At 54.3% G+C, this 17,994-nt stretch carries 16 protein-coding genes; 3 read left to right on the forward strand and 13 right to left on the reverse strand.

Annotated features, from left to right (window positions below):
* Positions 1-2: 2 nt before the first annotated feature.
* From pabC to yceD, 9 genes are all read right to left on the reverse strand, one after another.
* A complete protein-coding gene (gene pabC / locus QNN88_RS07350; protein ID WP_414239623.1) occupies positions 3-812 on the reverse strand; it encodes an aminodeoxychorismate lyase in 810 nt (269 codons plus the stop codon).
* Positions 813-929: 117 nt separating this feature from the next.
* Positions 930-2,171, reverse strand: coding sequence for a beta-ketoacyl-ACP synthase II (gene fabF, locus QNN88_RS07355; protein ID WP_414239624.1), 1,242 nt, complete (start codon positions 2,169-2,171; stop codon positions 930-932).
* Positions 2,172-2,257: 86 nt separating this feature from the next.
* Positions 2,258-2,494, reverse strand: coding sequence for an acyl carrier protein (gene acpP, locus QNN88_RS07360; protein ID WP_000103754.1), 237 nt, complete (start codon positions 2,492-2,494; stop codon positions 2,258-2,260).
* A gap of 279 nt (positions 2,495-2,773) precedes the next feature.
* Complete coding sequence (gene fabG / locus QNN88_RS07365) at positions 2,774-3,508, reverse strand: 3-oxoacyl-ACP reductase FabG (RefSeq protein WP_414239625.1); 735 nt, start codon at positions 3,506-3,508, stop codon at positions 2,774-2,776.
* 12 nt (positions 3,509-3,520) lie between these two features.
* Positions 3,521-4,450 (reverse strand): ACP S-malonyltransferase, encoded by a 930-nt coding sequence (gene fabD / locus QNN88_RS07370; protein ID WP_414239626.1) that lies wholly within the window; start codon positions 4,448-4,450, stop codon positions 3,521-3,523.
* 15 nt (positions 4,451-4,465) lie between these two features.
* A complete protein-coding gene (gene fabH / locus QNN88_RS07375) occupies positions 4,466-5,419 on the reverse strand; it encodes a beta-ketoacyl-ACP synthase III (protein WP_414239627.1) in 954 nt (317 codons plus the stop codon).
* Positions 5,420-5,496: 77 nt separating this feature from the next.
* Positions 5,497-6,573, reverse strand: a complete 1,077-nt coding sequence (plsX, locus tag QNN88_RS07380) for a phosphate acyltransferase PlsX (RefSeq protein WP_414239628.1) — start codon at positions 6,571-6,573, stop codon at positions 5,497-5,499.
* 80 nt (positions 6,574-6,653) lie between these two features.
* The gene (gene rpmF, locus QNN88_RS07385; RefSeq protein ID WP_000290724.1) at positions 6,654-6,827 is read right to left on the reverse strand and encodes a 50S ribosomal protein L32; all 174 of its coding nucleotides are present in this window, start codon (positions 6,825-6,827) and stop codon (positions 6,654-6,656) included.
* 16 nt (positions 6,828-6,843) lie between these two features.
* On the reverse strand, positions 6,844-7,365 hold the full coding sequence (yceD, locus tag QNN88_RS07390) for a 23S rRNA accumulation protein YceD (RefSeq protein ID WP_414239629.1): 522 nt from the start codon (positions 7,363-7,365) through the stop codon (positions 6,844-6,846).
* 197 nt (positions 7,366-7,562) lie between these two features.
* Between yceD and QNN88_RS07395 the strand changes: the two genes are divergently transcribed.
* Entirely contained in the window at positions 7,563-8,147 is a 585-nt protein-coding gene (locus QNN88_RS07395) for a Maf family protein (protein WP_414239630.1), read from the forward strand.
* A gap of 77 nt (positions 8,148-8,224) precedes the next feature.
* On the opposite strand, the gene rluC is transcribed toward QNN88_RS07395, so the two are convergent.
* Positions 8,225-9,178 (reverse strand): 23S rRNA pseudouridine(955/2504/2580) synthase RluC, encoded by a 954-nt coding sequence (gene rluC, locus QNN88_RS07400; RefSeq protein ID WP_414239631.1) that lies wholly within the window; start codon positions 9,176-9,178, stop codon positions 8,225-8,227.
* Between the two features lie 572 nt (positions 9,179-9,750).
* Between rluC and rne the strand changes: the two genes are divergently transcribed.
* The gene (gene rne, locus QNN88_RS07405) at positions 9,751-13,023 is read left to right on the forward strand and encodes a ribonuclease E (protein WP_414239632.1); all 3,273 of its coding nucleotides are present in this window, start codon (positions 9,751-9,753) and stop codon (positions 13,021-13,023) included.
* A gap of 41 nt (positions 13,024-13,064) precedes the next feature.
* Here the strand turns inward: rne and QNN88_RS07410 are convergent, their stop codons facing one another.
* The gene (locus tag QNN88_RS07410; protein ID WP_414239633.1) at positions 13,065-14,000 is read right to left on the reverse strand and encodes a LysR family transcriptional regulator; all 936 of its coding nucleotides are present in this window, start codon (positions 13,998-14,000) and stop codon (positions 13,065-13,067) included.
* Positions 14,001-14,110: 110 nt separating this feature from the next.
* On the opposite strand from QNN88_RS07410, the gene QNN88_RS07415 reads away from it, so the two are divergent.
* Positions 14,111-15,304: an MFS transporter gene (locus QNN88_RS07415; protein ID WP_414239634.1), complete on the forward strand. Its 1,194-nt coding sequence runs from the start codon at positions 14,111-14,113 to the stop codon at positions 15,302-15,304.
* Positions 15,305-15,386: 82 nt separating this feature from the next.
* On the opposite strand, the gene flgL is transcribed toward QNN88_RS07415, so the two are convergent.
* A complete protein-coding gene (gene flgL / locus QNN88_RS07420; RefSeq protein WP_414239635.1) occupies positions 15,387-16,340 on the reverse strand; it encodes a flagellar hook-associated protein FlgL in 954 nt (317 codons plus the stop codon).
* Between the two features lie 14 nt (positions 16,341-16,354).
* Complete coding sequence (flgK, locus tag QNN88_RS07425; protein WP_414239636.1) at positions 16,355-17,989, reverse strand: flagellar hook-associated protein FlgK; 1,635 nt, start codon at positions 17,987-17,989, stop codon at positions 16,355-16,357.
* Positions 17,990-17,994 lie beyond the last annotated feature (5 nt).

The raw sequence follows: 17,994 nt of genomic DNA on the forward strand, positions 1-17,994 counted from the left end.
GACTAATTCGGATGCTCACAAAGTGGGGCCAGAAACGTAAATAATGCACGTGAAGACAATGTATTCGCGCCATAAGCCCGCACAGGCACGATCGGCATCAGCGCATTACAGACCACTATTTCATCAGCGTGGTGCAGTGCGTCTTCGCGTGCATTCAGTTCGACAACCTGAAAAGACGATTGTGCCAGTTTCCGGATGCAGAATTGTCGCATAATACCGTTCACTCCCGCCTGATCGAGGCGCGGCGTGTAGACTACATTGTCTTTTCGCCAGAATAAATTAGCCGCACAGCATTCCGTAAGCCAACCCTCACTGTCAAGAACCACCGCCTCATCGGCATCCGTCTGCTCAAGATGAGAGCGAATCAGCACCTGCTCAAGACGATTCAGATGTTTAATACCGGCAAGCAGAGGGTTACGCCCAAGACGAACCGGACTTAAGGCGAGCGTGATCCCCTGTTCGCGCCAGTGGTCGTAATGCTGCGGATATGCGGAGACAGAAAGAATACGGGTACTGTCATGACAACTCGCACCGCTGTACCCTCGTCCTCCGCTGCCACGGCTGATGATCACCTTCAGTACTGCTCGCGAATGGCCAGCGGCCAGCACGGTCATTTCCCGCTCAAGCACATCCCAGTCATCAAAGGCAATCAGCAATGTTGCGCAAGCCGCCTGCAAACGCTGCAGATGCGCCGCCAGCAGCGAAACCGTGCCATCGACAATACGCGCCGTAGTAAAACAACCATCACCAAACTGAATGGCGCGATCGCTCGCGGGGAGAAATTCTTGTTCACGGCCATTGATCAAGAACATGGTGGCTCCTTATGCATGGCCCGTTAGTGTCGCAGGATGGATGGCGCAGGACAAGGGAAGAAGACGCAATAAAAAAGGCCCGACAAGCGGACCTTTTAGCCTGGAACAGAACGACGATCAGACCTTTTTAAAGATCAATGAACCGTTAGTTCCACCGAAACCGAAGGAGTTACACAGCGTATACTCCATTCCGCTGACCTGACGCGCTTCGTGAGGAACGAAGTCCAGATCGCAACCTTCATCCGGGTCATCCAGGTTGATGGTCGGTGGAATAGCCTGATCGCGCAGTGCCAGGATAGAGTAAATTGACTCCACCGCGCCCGCTGCACCCAACAGGTGACCGGTCATAGATTTGGTAGAACTCACCATCACGCGGCTTGCCGCATCGCCAAAGACCGATTTCACGGCCTGAGCTTCGGCTTTATCGCCTGCCGGTGTGGAGGTCCCGTGGGCGTTAACGTAGCCAATCTGACCCGGTTCAATCGCCGCATCACGCAGCGCGTTAACCATCGCCAGGGCAGCGCCTGCGCCGTTTTCCGGCGGTGACGTCATGTGATAAGCGTCACTGCTCATCCCGAAGCCAACGACTTCAGCATAAATTTTTGCGCCGCGCGCTTTTGCATGCTCGTACTCTTCCAGTACAACCATGCCTGCACCGTCGCCCAGTACAAAGCCATCGCGCGCTTTGTCCCACGGGCGGCTGGCCGCTTGCGGGTTTTCATTATGGGTAGACAACGCACGTGCCGCGCCAAAGCCGCCTACGCCCAGTGGCGTACTGGCTTTTTCAGCACCACCCGCGACCATCGCGTCCGCATCGCCGTATGCAATGATACGTGCGGCATGACCGATGTTATGTACGCCTGAGGTGCAGGCGGTCGCGATAGAGATGCTTGGCCCACGCAGGCCATACATAATGGTCAGGTGACCCGCCACCATGTTAACAATCGTCGACGGAACGAAGAAGGGGCTGATTTTACGCGGCCCACCGTTCACCAGGGAACTGTGGTTTTCTTCAATCAGTCCGAGACCACCGATACCGGAGCCGATAGCGGCGCCAATACGGGATGCGTTCTCTTCCGTAACTTCAAGGCCAGAATCCTGCATGGCCTGAACGCCAGCGACAATTCCATATTGAATGAAGGCATCCATCTTGCGCTGTTCTTTGCGCGAGATAATGTCATCACAGTTAAAATCCTTTACTAAGCCAGCAAATTTCGTTGCATAGGCGCTAGTATCGAAATGGTCGATCAGGCTGATGCCACTCTGACCGGCAAGGAGAGCTTTCCAGGTAGACTCTACGGTATTGCCGACAGGAGACAACATGCCCAGTCCGGTCACAACTACACGACGCTTAGACACGGTTGTCCTCCAGGGAGGGATAATTGATTCAAGTGGGACAAAAAGATAAAACTCAGGCGGTCGAATGACCGCCTGGAGATGTTCACTTACGCCTGGTGGCCGTTGATGTAATCAATGGCAGCCTGAACGGTGGTGATTTTCTCAGCTTCTTCGTCCGGAATCTCAGTATCAAACTCTTCTTCCAGAGCCATTACCAGCTCAACGGTGTCAAGAGAATCTGCGCCCAGGTCTTCAACGAAAGAAGCATTGTTGGTAACTTCTTCCTGCTTAACGCCCAGCTGTTCGCCGATAATTTTCTTAACGCGTTCTTCGATAGTGCTCATACTCTTAAATTTCCTATCAAAACTCGCTTTCGCGATGGTTTTCGTAGTGTATAAAATGTTGAAAAATTTGCAACTAAATCCCGGCAGGTCTTACCACGATTTTACGTTATTTTGAGGCCAAGACCTATAATAACGCAAATATTTTTCTACGCGTCATCCTTAAAATTGTGTCTCAGTGTTGGCTGCGTCCTCAAACCCTGGTCACATAGTCATCTATGCTCGCTGGCTTTTCGGTCTTGCCGACGTGATACAATCTGGATGATTTTGCGTATCTCGTGGTTAAACCATATACATCCCGCCGTTGACGTGCAAAGTCTCACCCGTGATGTAACCTGCTTCGTCAGAGGCTAAAAATGCAACCGCGCTGGCTATCTCTTTCGGAGAGCCAAGACGACCTGCAGGAACTGCCGCCAACGTACCCGCACGCTGCTCATCAGTCAGCGCACGCGTCATGTCCGTTTCAATAAAGCCCGGAGCAACAACGTTCACCGTAATACCGCGGGACGCAACTTCACGTGCCAGCGATTTACTGAAGCCGATCAGACCCGCTTTCGCCGCAGCGTAGTTAGTCTGACCCGCATTTCCCATGGTACCAACCACAGAACCGACAGTGATAATACGCCCATGACGCTTTTTCATCATAGCGCGCATTACCGCTTTTGACAGGCGGAAAACAGATGAAAGATTGGTTTCGAGAATATCGTTCCACTCATCATCTTTCATTCGCATCAGCAGGTTATCTCGTGTGATACCGGCATTATTGACCAGGATATCCACTTCACCAAATTCTGCGCGAATTTTTTCCAGAACAGATTCGATAGATGCTGGATCAGTCACATTCAGCATCAGACCTTTGCCCTTCGCACCTAAGTAATCGCTAATGGCCTGAGCGCCGCTTTCGCTGGTCGCCGTACCGATAACGGTCGCGCCACGGGCAACGAGCGTCTCTGCAATTGCGCGGCCAATGCCACGACTTGCACCGGTAACCAGCGCGATTTTTCCTTCAAAACTCATGGTGTTCCTCTTTTATTGCGCAAGTGCTGCCGACATCGCCGCCGGTTCATTCAGAGCCGAGGCAGTCAGGGTATCAACAATACGTTTCGTCAGGCCCGTAAGCACTTTACCCGGTCCCACTTCATACAGGTGTTCAACACCCTGGGAGGCCATTAATTCGACGCTCTTTGTCCACTGCACCGGACTGTACAACTGACGCACCAGCGCATCGCGAATGGCATTTGCGTCAGTTTCGCACTTCACATCCACATTGTTGATAACCGGTACAGATGGCGCGTTAAAGGTAATTTTAGCCAATTCCACTGCCAGTTTTTCGGCAGCCGGTTTCATCAGCGCGCAATGAGACGGTACGCTCACGGGTAACGGCAGCGCACGTTTCGCGCCGGCTGCTTTACAGGCTGCACCGGCACGTTCAACGGCTTCTTTATGCCCGGCGATAACAACCTGCCCCGGTGAGTTGTAGTTCACCGGTGAAACGACCTGGCCTTCTGCCGCTTCTTCACAGGCTTTCGCAATCGACGCATCATCGAGACCAATGATAGCAGACATGCCGCCTGTACCTTCAGGAACGGCTTCCTGCATGAATTTACCACGCAGTTCAACCAGACGCACCGCATCAGCAAAATTAATGACGCCGGCACAAACCAGCGCAGAATATTCACCCAGGCTATGGCCCGCCATCAGCACTGGCGCTTTACCGCCCTGCTGTTGCCAGACGCGATACAGCGCAACGGACGCAGCTAACAATGCAGGCTGCGTCTGCCAGGTCTTGTTCAGTTCTTCAGCCGGCCCTTGCTGGGTCAGCACCCACAGGTCATAGCCCAGCGCCGCAGAAGCTTCGGCAAACGTCTCTTCAACGATAGGATACTCAGCCGCCATATCGGCTAACATCCCAACAGTCTGGGAACCCTGTCCAGGGAACACAAATGCGAATTGCGTCATGTTTAAATCCTTATACTAGAAACGAACCAGCGCGGAGCCCCAGGTGAATCCACCGCCAAAGGCCTCAAGCAACACCAACTGACCTTCTTTGATACGTCCGTCACGCACGGCTTCATCCAGCGCACAAGGGACGGAGGCCGCAGAGGTGTTGCCGTGTCTGTCCAGAGTTACCACCACATTGTCCATCGACATGCCCAGTTTTTTGGCCGTCGCGCTGATAATACGCAGGTTAGCCTGGTGCGGAACCAGCCAGTCGAGTTCTGAACGGTCAAGATTATTGGCCTCCAGCGTCTCGTCAACAATGTGCGCAAGCTCAGTTACCGCCACTTTGAACACTTCGTTGCCGGCCATCGTCAAATGAATCGAATTTTCCGGATTCACGCGATCGGCATTTGGCAGCGTCAGCAGTTCGCCATAACAACCATCAGCATGCAGGTGGGTAGAGATAATGCCCGGCTTGTCGGAGGCGCTCAGCACCACGGCACCGGCACCATCGCCAAAAATAATGATGGTGCCGCGATCGGTTGGATCGCAGGTTCGGGCCAGAACATCGGAACCAATAACCAGCGCATATTTGACCGCGCCGGATTTAACGTACATGTCGGCGACGCTTAACGCATAAGTAAAGCCGGCGCAGGCTGCAGCGACGTCGAACGCCGGGCAACCTTTGATGCCCAGCATGCTCTGAATCTGGCATGCTGCGCTGGGGAACGCATGTGTCGCTGAGGTGGTTGCTACCACAATCAAGCCAATCTGTTCTTTATCAATGCCCGCCATTTCAAGCGCACGTTGAGCCGCCGTAAACCCCATCGTTGAGACGGTTTCATTCGGCGCAGCAATATGGCGTTCACGGATACCTGTACGGGTGACAATCCACTCGTCAGACGTCTCGACCATTTTTTCCAGATCGGCGTTAGTCCGCACCTGTTCAGGCAGATAGCTGCCAGTACCAATAATCTTTGTATACATGTACGCTCAGTCACTTTTTAGTTATATACCGCGCATCACAACGGCTAAGAGGCTGGGGCTCTCACACCACACCGTAATCAGTGTGGCTGGGATGTGTCGCCATTGCCAGCGTCCAGCATTGTAAATCCAGCTGGGTATACAGATTCCAGGCGAGCGGCAATTCGCTGAGGAACTTGTCGCTGCACCGCCTGCACTGCCTGTTCTATCGCGACGGTAAACGCTCGCTGATTGGCCGCACCATGACTTTTTATCACCGTGCCGCGCAATCCTAACAGACAGGCGCCATTATACTGGTCGGGGTTGAGGTGACTGAATCGCCTTGCCAGGCGCTTTTGTAGCCAACGCTTTAATATCAGCAGCCACCACGACCGTTTTTTACCCTCACCCTGAGATTTCAGCAGTGAAAGGAACATTCTGACAACGCCTTCCATCGTCTTTAATGTGACATTGCCGGTAAAACCGTCACAGACCAGAACATCCGTTTTCCCCGTCAATAACTCATTGGCTTCAAGATAGCCGATGTAATTGATGGAGGGGATTGTTTTTAGCACCACAGAGGCATCCCGAATGCTGTCGAGTCCTTTGGTTTCTTCTTCGCCGATGTTGAGCAAGGCCACGCGTGGGTTGTTAATTCCGACCACTTCTTCCGCAAGCACCGAGCCCATAATGGCAAATTGCACCAGCATGTTGCTGTCGCAATCGACATTTGCCCCCAAATCGAGGACCACCGTCTTTCCCTTCTGCTGGTGAGGCAAAACCGTCACCAACGCAGGACGCTCAATACCGTCCAGCGGTTTGAGCAATAATTTTGCAAGCCCCATGAGCGCCCCGGTATTTCCGGCGCTGACACAAGCTTGTGCTCGCCCTTCTTTCACAAGTTCCAGCGCCACACGCATTGAGCTACCGCGACTGGCGCGGATTGCCTGCGAAGGCCGGGCATCACTGGCGATAACTGACTGTGCAGGGATTATCTGCAGACGCGAACGTTGTTCAAAGTCAGCTTTAGCAAGTAATGGCGTGATTGTATCGGGATCCCCGACTAAAAGAAGTGTGAGTTGTGAATTAGAATTCAGTGCCTGCAGTGCTGCAGGCACTGTCACGGAAGGGCCAAAATCTCCCCCCATGACATCTAACGCCAGGGTTAGACGTGTCAAAGTCGTTTCGCCGCCTGGTTTGGTATTTCCCCGTCGTAACGGGGAAGTTCCTCACTAAGCTTCATCACGCAAAAGCGTGATTACTTAGCGATTACCTTGCGGCCACGGTAGAAACCGTCGGCAGTGATGTGGTGACGCAGGTGTTTTTCACCAGAAGTTTTGTCTACAGACAGGCTGGTGACTGCGGTCAGAGCGTCATGAGAACGACGCATGCCACGTTTGGAACGGGTTGGTTTATTCTGTTGTACGGCCATGGACCTTACTCCTCAATTACTTACGCTTTAAGCTGGCTAATACGGCAAATGGATTTGGTTTTTGCGCTTCATCAGGCAGTTCACCAAAGACCATGTCCGCCTCGGACACTTCACAGTGTTCAGAATCATGCACCGGAACTACCGGCAAGGAGAGGATAATCTCATCTTCCACCATTGCAAGCAGATCGATTTCACCGAATTCGTTAACCTCAATCGGCTCATACGCTTCCGGGAGTGCTTCAGCCTGTTCGTCAGAACGAACCGGACTGAAACAATACGTTGTGTGAACATGATAAGGAAACGGCTTACCGCAACGCTGACATTCGAGCGTTACCGAAACCTTCGCATCACCGGTAATAACGGCAAGTCGCTGGTTATCGATAGCGAACGACATGGCGCATTCCACATCACTGTCCACACTGACTACAGAATCGGCGACGCGCTCTACCAGATCAGAAGTATAGATACCTTCATAATCGAGGCGTTTTTGAGCCGTACGAACCGGATCAAGAGTCAGGGGTAATTTTACCTTTTGCATAGGGCGCGCATATTAACTTTGTAACGTCATAGAGTCAAAGAAAAAGGCAGCCTGCGGTTGCCTTTTGCTAATAATTCGCACACATTGCGGTTTACAGACTTATTTTCGCTCAGGAGACGCCAAAGCGGCACACCTGAAAGACGAAGAGCATAGTTTAAAATGGCTCTCATCAATACGCTATATCTGGTGGAAAAAATATGCCGAATCTCATTCTTGCCTCCACATCTCCCTGGCGCCGCGCCCTGCTGGAAAAACTGGCGATGCCCTTTGAATGCGCAGCTCCTGAGGTAGACGAAACGCCGATGCCCGCAGAGAGTCCTCGCCACTTAGTCAATCGTCTGGCGCAAGAGAAAGCGCAATCACTGGCTCACCGCTTTCCATCGCATCTTATTATTGGTTCCGATCAGGTGTGTGTACTGGATGGCGAAATCACCGGTAAGCCATTAACGGAAGAAAAAGCTTGCCAGCAGTTAGCTAAAGCCAGCGGCAATATCATTACGTTCTATACCGGTCTGGCGCTGTATAACTCCGCAACGGGACATTTGCAAACCGAGGTGGAGCCGTTTGACGTTCACTTCCGCCATCTCAGCGAGACGGAAATTGAAGACTATGTACGCAAAGAACGCCCGCTACACTGTGCGGGGAGTTTTAAAAGCGAAGGTCTGGGGATTGCGCTTTTTGAACGGTTAGAAGGTCGCGACCCCAACACGCTGGTTGGTTTACCGCTGATCGCATTGTGCCAAATGTTACGCCGGGAAGAGATGAATCCGCTGAAGGCATAACCGTGTCTTGCCTGATGGCGCTACGCTTATCAGGCCTACACATGATTTGTAGGCCTGATAAGCTGCGTTCGCGGCAATCAGGCCGGCTTACGTAGCCTCTGCAAACAGCGCTTCAGTTGATCGTCCATCGGCGCTTCAATGCGCAGTACATCACCCGTACCCGGATGGGTAAATTTCAGAGCGGCTGCATGCAGGAACAAACGCGAAAGCCCGGTTCCCGCCAGTTGCTTATCGAACTCGCGGTCGCCATAGCGATCGTCAAAAGCAATAGGATGCCCCGCATACTGGGTATGGACACGGATCTGATGCGTGCGGCCTGTCACCGGACTACAGCGGACCAGCGTGGCGAACGCGTAACGTTCTTCCACCTTAAAACGCGTTTCCGACGGTTTACCTTCCTGATTCACCCGTACAATACGCTCACCGCTTTGCAGAATGTTCTTTAATAACGGTGCCTGCACCGTTTTGACATGCGACTGCCACTGCCCGCGAACCAGGGCGAGATAATCTTTCTGCATTCCCTTCTCGCGCAGTTGCTCATGCAGAGAACGCAGCGCCGAGCGCTTTTTCGCCACCAGCAACACGCCCGAGGTATCGCGGTCAAGGCGATGCACCAGTTCAAGAAAACGCGCTTCCGGCCGCAATGCACGTAACCCTTCGATCACGCCAAAACTTAACCCACTGCCGCCATGCACAGCCGTCCCCGACGGCTTATTCAGCACCAGGATATGGTCGTCTTCATAAAGGATAACGTCCGCCAGCGCCGCCACTTTCTGCAGATGCGGCGAAACGGCCTCTTCTTCACGTTCCGCCACGCGAACGGGCGGAATACGCACTTCATCACCCGCTTCCAGCTTGTATTCGGGTTTGATACGTTTTTTATTCACCCGCACTTCGCCTTTACGCAAAATGCGATAAATCATACTTTTCGGCACGCCTTTAAGCTGAGTGCGCAAAAAATTATCGATGCGTTGCCCCGCTTCGTCAGCAGTAATAGCAACAATTCTTACGGATGGAGTCTCTGTTTTCATGGGGGCCGATTCTAAATAGCCATAAGGATTAGCGCCACTCATTTTTCTATGCTTATATTTATCTTTATCCGTCGTCACTCACGAGCTTCATGCCTGATTTGGTGGTTATTAAACCAATCACCGCGCATAAGTGAAAAAACTGTGAGTAAGCGGGTGATAAATGGTAAAAGTCATCTTGCTATAACGAGGTTAGCAGTGGAATAATGTCACCGCTTCCGTGCTGAATCTTGTTAAAACAAGGAATTTTACGGAAAGACCCATTTTGTCCGAACGATCATCCACGCAGCAATGGCGTAAGACGTATTGATCTTTCAGACAGTTAGCGGGCTGCGGGTTGCAGTCCTTACCGGTAGATCGGATCTTCTCTGGAGAGTAATACCCAGGCGGTTCCCCTGATAATTGCGCTGCGTTTCCGTATGAAATGCAGGCAACCGACACTCTGCGCCTCTTTGAGCTGACGATAACCGTGAGGTTGGCGACGCGAATAGACACGAGGCCATCGGTTCACACCCGGAAAGGCAATACTCTGCCCGCAGCTTAGTCGTCAATGTAAGAATAATGAGTAAGTTACGATGAAAAGAATGTTAATCAACGCAACTCAGCAGGAAGAGTTGCGTGTTGCCCTTGTAGATGGGCAGCGTCTGTACGACCTGGATATTGAAAGTCCTGGACATGAGCAGAAAAAAGCGAACATCTATAAAGGCAAAATTACCCGTATTGAACCGAGTCTCGAAGCCGCTTTTGTTGATTACGGCGCTGAACGTCACGGTTTCCTCCCGTTAAAAGAAATTGCCCGCGAATATTTCCCCGCCAATTACAACGCTCATGGTCGCCCCAACATCAAAGATGTACTGCGTGAAGGCCAGGAAGTCATTGTGCAGATTGATAAAGAAGAACGCGGCAATAAAGGCGCCGCGCTGACCACTTTTATCAGTCTGGCGGGCAGCTATCTGGTTCTGATGCCAAACAACCCGCGTGCGGGTGGCATCTCTCGTCGCATCGAAGGTGATGACCGTACTGAATTAAAAGAAGCGCTGGCAAGCCTTGAACTGCCTGATGGCATGGGCCTTATCGTGCGCACCGCAGGCGTAGGCAAATCTGCCGAAGCGCTGCAGTGGGACTTAAGCTTCCGTCTGAAACACTGGGAAGCCATTCAGAAAGCCGCTGAAAGCCGCCCTGCTCCGTTCCTGATCCACCAGGAGAGCAACGTGATTGTTCGCGCCTTCCGCGACTATCTGCGTCAGGATATCGGTGAAATCCTCATTGATAACCCGAAAGTGCTTGAACTGGCGCGCCAGCATATCGCGGCGTTAGGTCGTCCGGATTTCAGCAGCAAAATCAAGCTCTACACCGGTGAAATCCCGCTGTTTAGCCACTATCAAATCGAGTCGCAGATTGAATCTGCCTTCCAGCGTGAAGTGCGTCTGCCGTCCGGCGGCTCCATCGTTATTGACAGTACTGAAGCGTTAACCGCCATCGACATCAACTCCGCTCGCGCCACCCGCGGCGGTGATATCGAAGAAACGGCGTTTAACACTAACCTGGAAGCGGCCGATGAAATCGCCCGTCAGTTGCGCCTGCGCGACCTCGGCGGCCTGATCGTTATCGACTTCATCGATATGACCCCGGTGCGCCATCAGCGTGCGGTGGAAAATCGTCTGCGTGAAGCGGTTCGTCAGGATCGTGCGCGTATCCAGATCAGCCATATTTCACGCTTCGGCCTGCTGGAGATGTCCCGTCAGCGTCTGAGTCCGTCGCTGGGCGAGTCCAGCCATCACGTCTGCCCGCGCTGTAGCGGCACCGGCACCGTACGTGATAACGAATCGCTGTCCCTGTCTATTCTGCGTCTGATTGAAGAAGAGGCGCTGAAAGAGAATACGAAGGAAGTCCATGCGATTGTCCCTGTGCCAATCGCCTCGTATCTGCTCAACGAAAAACGTACGGCAGTCAACGCCATTGAAACCCGTCAGGACGGCGTACGTTGTGTGATCGTGCCAAACGATCAGATGGAAACACCGCACTACTCGGTGCTGCGCGTACGTAAAGGTGAAGAAACCCCAACCCTAAGCTACATGCTGCCGAAGCTGCATGAAGAAGCGATGGCGTTACCGTCTGAGGAAGAGTTCGCCGAGCGTAAACTCCCTGAACAACCGGCCCTTGCCACCTTCGCGATGCCAGAAGTTCCGCCTGCGCCGACGCCTGCCGAACCGCCAGTGAAAGCCGCTGCGCCGAAAGCGGTAGCAGCGCCAGCCGCTCCTGCGGAGCCGGGTCTGTTGAGCCGTTTCTTTGGTGCGCTGAAATCGCTGTTCAGCGGTAGTGAAGAAGTGAAACCTGCCGAGCAGCCTGCGCCGAAAGCCGCGGAAAAGCCGGAGCGCCAGCAGGATCGCCGTAAACGTCAGAACAACCGCCGTGACCGTAACGATCGCAGCGAACGTCGTGACAACCGCGATAACCGTGGCGAGCGTTCTGAGAACGGTGATAACCGCGATGAGAACCGTCGTAACCGCCGCAACGCGCAGCAGAATGCCGAAAACCGTGATAACCGTCAGCAATCGAGCGACGTAGCGGATAAAGCGAAGTCTGGTGACGAGCAGCAACAGCCGCGTCGTGAACGTAACCGCCGTCGCAGCGAAGACAAACGTCAGGCTCAGCAGGAAGTGAAAGCGCTGAATCTTGATGAGCAGCAAACGCCGGAGACCGAGCAGGAAGAGCGCGTTCGTCAGCCTCAGCCGCGCCGTAAACAGCGCCAGCTGAACCAGAAAGTTCGTTATAACGACAAAGCATCGGAAGTGGAAGAGGTCGAAACCGCCACCGCAGAAGAGAGCGTTGTCGCACCGGTTGCAGCACAGACTGCGCCAGCGCAAAGCACTGAACTGGTGAAAGTGCCACTGCCTGTCGTGACAGAAGCAGCCCCGGAGCAGGACGACAATGGTGAAGCACGTGATAACGCCGGCATGCCGCGTCGTTCCCGTCGATCCCCACGTCATCTGCGTGTGAGTGGCCAGCGTCGTCGTCGTTATCGTGACGAACGTTACCCGCTGCAGTCGCCGATGCCGCTGACAGTCGCCTGCGCCTCGCCAGAAATGGCGTCCGGCAAAGTGTGGATCCGCTACCCGGTAGCCCGTTCTCAGGATGCGCAGCCAGAAGCACAGGAGATCGAACAGGTACAGGCACAGCCTGTCGTGAGCGAACCGCAAACCGCGGCAGCCGCCGTTGAAACCGTTGCCACAGTCGAACCAGCCGTTGAAACCGTCGTTGAAACGGTAGCAGAAGCACCGGTTCAGGCTGAAGCGGTAGTTGAAACGACGCATCCGGAAGTGATTGCCGCCCCGGTGGTTGAACAGCCGCAGGTGATTGCCGACGCCGATGTGCCGGTCGCTGAAGAGGTTGCCTCTCAGGCAGAACCTGTCGCTGACGCGCAGGAAACCGCTCCGGTCGTTGAAGAAACACCTGACGTGGTTGCAGTAGAGCCTGAAACAGTGACTGCAGAGCCTGACGTGGTTGCGGCTGAACCTGTCGCCGTTGAGCCTGAAGTCATTGCAGAACCCGTTGAAGCGCCAGTGGTCGTTGAAGCGCCAACAGCGCCGACGCCAGTCGCGGAGCCCGTTAAGGTTGCGCCGGTCGCAGAAACCGCAGCACCGTCAGCGGCAGAGCCTGTTGCTGAACACAGCCATGCAGCGGCACCGATGACCCGCGCCCCCGCGCCGGAATACGTACCGGAAGCGCCGCGCCACAGTGACTGGCAGCGCCCTGCTTTTGACTTTGATGGCAAAGGAGCTGCTGGTGGTCACAGCGCAACGCACCACGCGTCTGCAGGCCCGACACGCCCTCAGTCTGTCGAGTAAAATCGAGAGCGCCAAAAAGCCGACCTCAGGGTCGGCTTTTTTTATTCCCCTTCGGGTCGCCGCATACCCGCCAGTTCCGGCATCACCTTTTTCATCAATTCCAGAAATTTACGCAGGCGAGTGGGATAATAACGCGCCCACGGATAGACCAGATGTACCGGTAAAGGCGCAGCCTGCCAGTCAGGGACTAACTCGACCAGCCTCCCTTGCGCGATGTCTTCGGTCACCGTCCAGCTTGATACCACCACCACGCCTAACCCCGCCAGCGCCGCATTGCGCGCTACGTAAATACTATCGGTACTTAACCGCGGTGTAATCGGAAAGGTCACCGGTTCGCGACTATCGCGGCGGGTTAGCGAGACAGTGTGTTGGTAGAACGTGTTGACCGCAATCCAGGGCAGTGACGAAAGCTGTTCTGGCACAGTGATAGTAGCAAACTGCGCCAGTAGCGCAGGCGTCGCCACCACGCTACGTGGCACTTCCGCTAAAAGAACAGAAACCGTCGCCGGATCAATCTCTGCGCCGACGCGGATTGCGCAGTCGATGTTGTCACTAAGAAAATCAACCGTCTTATCATTGAGCATCCACTCTACTGACAGACTGGGATAGCGAGCTAAAAAGCTCAGTAACGGCGTGAGCAGTTGTTGTTGACCAAAAGCATGTGGCGCCCTTACCCGCAGCGTTCCGACAGGCTCATCCTCCGTCACGTTGAGAGCGTCTTCCAGCGTCAGCCAAGCATCAATAACCTGTTTGGCATGCTGATACCCGCGCTCACCGTCGTCCGTCAGTTTCATGGCGTGCGTGGTACGTAATATCAGTTTTACCCCGAGCATCGTCTCCAGCGACTGCAATCGTCGGCTGATTGTCGCCTGAGTGGTATTTAGCTGACGGGCGGCGGCCGACAACGAACCCGCTTCTACGATACGCACAAACGTTCGCATCAGTTCCACTCTGTCTATACGCTCGTTTTTTATCATTTTCAGGATGCTCATACGCGTTACGTATAACAGTTTTACCACTTCACTGGCTACCAGACCACTGCCGTTCAGCGAAAAATAGCCTCACACCTGTGATTGAGGATTTTTAAATGAACACACCGTCTCGTTGGCTCATCTTTATTCTGGCTCTGGGCGCGGGCTTTAGCGTTGCCGCTATCTATTATGCACAACCGCTGTTGCCATTAATGGGCACTGATTTGGCACTTAGCCTTACCAGTATGGGGCTGGTCCCCACCTTAACGCAGGCTGGCTATGCGTTGGGGATCCTGTTTTTATTGCCGCTCGGTGACCGCTATGATCGGCGAACGCTTATTCTGGCAAAAAGCGCGGCACTTGCCCTGCTGTTGCTGGCCTGTAGCATCACCGGGCAGGTACATTCTCTGCTGGCGGTAAGTCTGCTACTGGGGATGGCCGCGACAATGGCGCAGGATATTGTCCCGGCGGCGGCCATTCTCGCGCCAGAAGGCAAGCAGGGGAAAACGGTCGGGACGGTGATGACCGGCCTGCTGTTGGGCATTTTGCTGTCACGCACCGTCAGTGGACTGGTGGGTGAAGCCTTTGGCTGGCGCGAAATGTATCAACTCGCGGCGCTCAGCATCGTGCTGGTTGGCGCGCTGCTGTGGAAAGTTCTGCCCCCGTTTGCCGTCCATTCCGCGCTGCGTTATCCCGCGCTGATGGTAAGCCTGGCACAGATATGGCGTCGCTATCCGGCACTGCGGCGTGCCGCCCTGGCGCAAGGTTTTCTGTCCATCGCGTTCAGTGCGTTCTGGTCGACGCTGGCCGTGATGCTGGCAGAAAACTATCAGATGGGGAGCGCCGCCGCGGGGGCATTTGGTCTCGCCGGGGCTGCCGGAGCGCTGGCCGCGCCGTTGGCCGGTCATCTGGCAGATAAGACAGGAGCAGAAAAAGTGACGCAACTGGGGGCGTTGCTGGTGACGGTTTCTTTTGCGCTGATGTTCCTGTTACCCGCCCTGTCCGTACACGGTCAGTGGGTGCTGATTGCGCTCTCCGCCGTCGGATTTGATCTGGGGCTGCAATCGAGCCTGGTGGCGCATCAGAACCTGGTCTATCGCCTGGAACCGCAGGCCCGGGGGCGCCTGAACGCGCTGCTGTTCAGCGTCATTTTTATTGGCATGGCGCTTGGGTCGGTGCTCGGTAGTCAGGCCTATGCACTGGCAAACTGGCAGGGCGTGGTCACGCTGGCGACGCTGAGTGGTGCCATTGCGCTGGTCATCAGACTGGCGGGAAAACGCTCATCGGCCCATCAGCGGGTGCGAGTCTGAACGGAAAAAAATGCCCGCTCCGGGGTGAGCTGGAGCGGGCAGACAAAACATACCCAGTTTCATGATATGTTTCAAATCGGTATTAGCGGTTGAGCTGGAACAGCGACATCCCCTGCATATCGGTGAAGGCCTTATAGGATGCCTGAAGCGCCGCCTGCTGCATGACGTACGACGATATCGCCGCGTTCCAGTCCACATCCACCAGATTACTCATCTGCTGCGTTTGTCCTAGTGCGCGATCGGTGCCCAGCGAGTCCAGACTCTCCAGTTCCTTCAGTTGCGTCCCCAGTTCCGCACGCACGCTCAGTACATTATTGAGCGAGTTTTTCAGACCGCGGTTGGTTTTATCAATCACCGCTTTTGCCTGTTCTTTCAGCGTTTGATCATCACCTACCGGCGATTTCAGCGAGTCAATCGCCGAGTCCAGCATTCTGAACAGGTTGGTTTCGGACGTCCCGTTGTTCGGTTCCGGAACCGCATTACTGGTGATCTTGTCGAAAATTTTGTTGCCGGTGTGGCCGATGGTCATCGAACGGGAGGCATCCACCTGCTGAGTGATGTTCTCCGTACCGCCGTTGTAGGTACCGTCAGCCTGAGCAAACGGAGCCGTTTCCGTTTTATAACCGGCAAAAATATAGCGACCGTTACCGTCAGTACTGTTTGCCAGGTTCATCAGCTGATCGCGGATACCCTGTAAGTCCGTCGCCAGCGAGGCGCGGTCATCGTCACTCAGCGTTCCGTTACCGGCGCTGACGATTTTTTCCTGCGCGCTTTGTATCGCCGTCGTCACCTGGTTTAACACGTTCTCTTCCAGCGAAACCTTCTGCGTGGCAAAAGTCCTCGCCAGGGCGAACTGGCTGTTTTCCGACTGCGCCTGTGACAACACCACGGCCTGGGATGCGGCGATGGGATCGTCAGACGGATTGATTACCCGCTTCCCCGTCGACATCTGCTCACCGTATTTCATCCATTCCGCCTGGGAATTGGTGATACCGCGCATGTTCTGCTGGTACATCATTTGGGTACTGATACGCATCGTTTCCTGCTCCCTTAGCGAATACTCAGCAGTGCATCAAACAGCGAGTTGGCGGTTTGCAACACCTGGGCATTGGCCAGGTAATACTGTTGGAAGCGTTGCAGGTTGCCGTACTCTTCGTCGAGGTTGACGCCGGAAATAGACTGTTGCTGATTGCTCAACTGCGTCACCACGTTGCCCTGGGTGGTGCTGCTGGTTTTCAGCGTTGCCGTTTTACTGCCCACGTTGCTGACCAGCGTGGCGTAGGCGTCGTTAAACGATTTTGAACCACCTACCGTTGTGCTGTCCTTTTGCAAATCCAGCAGCGCCTGACCGTTACGGTTATCGCTTTCACCCGCCGTTGCGTCCTTCGCCATCGCAATTTGCGACTCGTTGGTCACCAGAACGCCCATATTGATGATGGCGTCGCTGACCGGCTTGACGATGAAGCTGTCATTTTTATCGGCAGCGGTATCAACGGTAATCTCAAGGCCATCAAAGGTCAGTTTGCCCGCGCTCTCGGTGACTTCAAAAGAGGTGTTATCCGCAAGACGCGTCACCTGCCATTTCGCACCGTCATAGACCATTTTATAGTCAGTCGCCTGAACTTCAGAAGCAGTCTTAACGTTCGCGCTGATGCTGCCGGTATTCTTGCTATTTCCATACACTGCCGGGTCGCCGATGCTAAAGAAATCGACATTATTTTTGCCGTTTGCATCGTACCCCTCGCGGTGCTGCTGGTTAAACGCGTCGGCGAACGCCAGCGCCAGTTGTCCCAGCGTATTGCGCGTCTGATCCAGATCCTGAGAACGGAAGGTCAGCAGACCGCCGAGCGAACCGGTCGTGATCAGTTTTTCCGGAATTTCGATATTACCCGCGATGGAATCGACATAGGCAACGGTGATTCGTGAAGGATCGGACTGCGACTGTACCGCCGCTAACTGACGGGCATTACTTCCCTGCACCAGTGAATAGCCGTTCGCCATCGTGATGTTATAGGTGCCGCCGTCCTGTACGCTGACTTCCACGCCGACAATTTTATTCAGCTCACTGACTAACTGGTCACGCTGATCCAGCAGGTCATTCGGCGATGCCCCTGCCCCCACGCCGGTCAGACGGGAGATCTGGTCGTTCAGACTGGCAATCTGCTTACTGTAGTTGTTGATCTGATCGACGCTGGAGCCGATCGCGATATTGACCTGTTTGTCCTGATCGCGCAGATACTGGTCGGTCGTTTTAAACTGGTTAACCAGTCCATTGGCTTTACCAATCAACGTCTGGCGTGCCGCCGGGTCTTCGGCATTACTTACCAGCGTTTGCAGGCTGGTGAAAAAATCCTGCATGGATACGGAGACAGAGCTGGTTTTGCTGGCCAGCAGGTTGTCGATTTTGGACATCTGCTCATAACGGGTGGTCAGCCCGCTGCTCTGGTTCTGCGCCGCGCGCAGTTGATTGGTGATGAACGAATCATATTCGCGCTGTACACCGGAAACATAGACACCATTGCCCACCCAACCGCCGGCACCCAGCGTACTATTGGCTTGCGCCATAATCGTCGTCTGACGGGTATAACCCGCAACGTTATAGCTGGAAATGTTGTTACTGGCAGTATTCAGCGCCGCCTGAGCCGCGCTCAGCCCGCTCATGGCGTTATTAATCAAGCTGGACATGGAGG

The sequence above is a fragment of the Citrobacter sp. ANG330 genome (assembly GCF_047467925.1).
GTDB lineage: Bacteria > Pseudomonadota > Gammaproteobacteria > Enterobacterales > Enterobacteriaceae > Citrobacter_A > Citrobacter_A amalonaticus_G.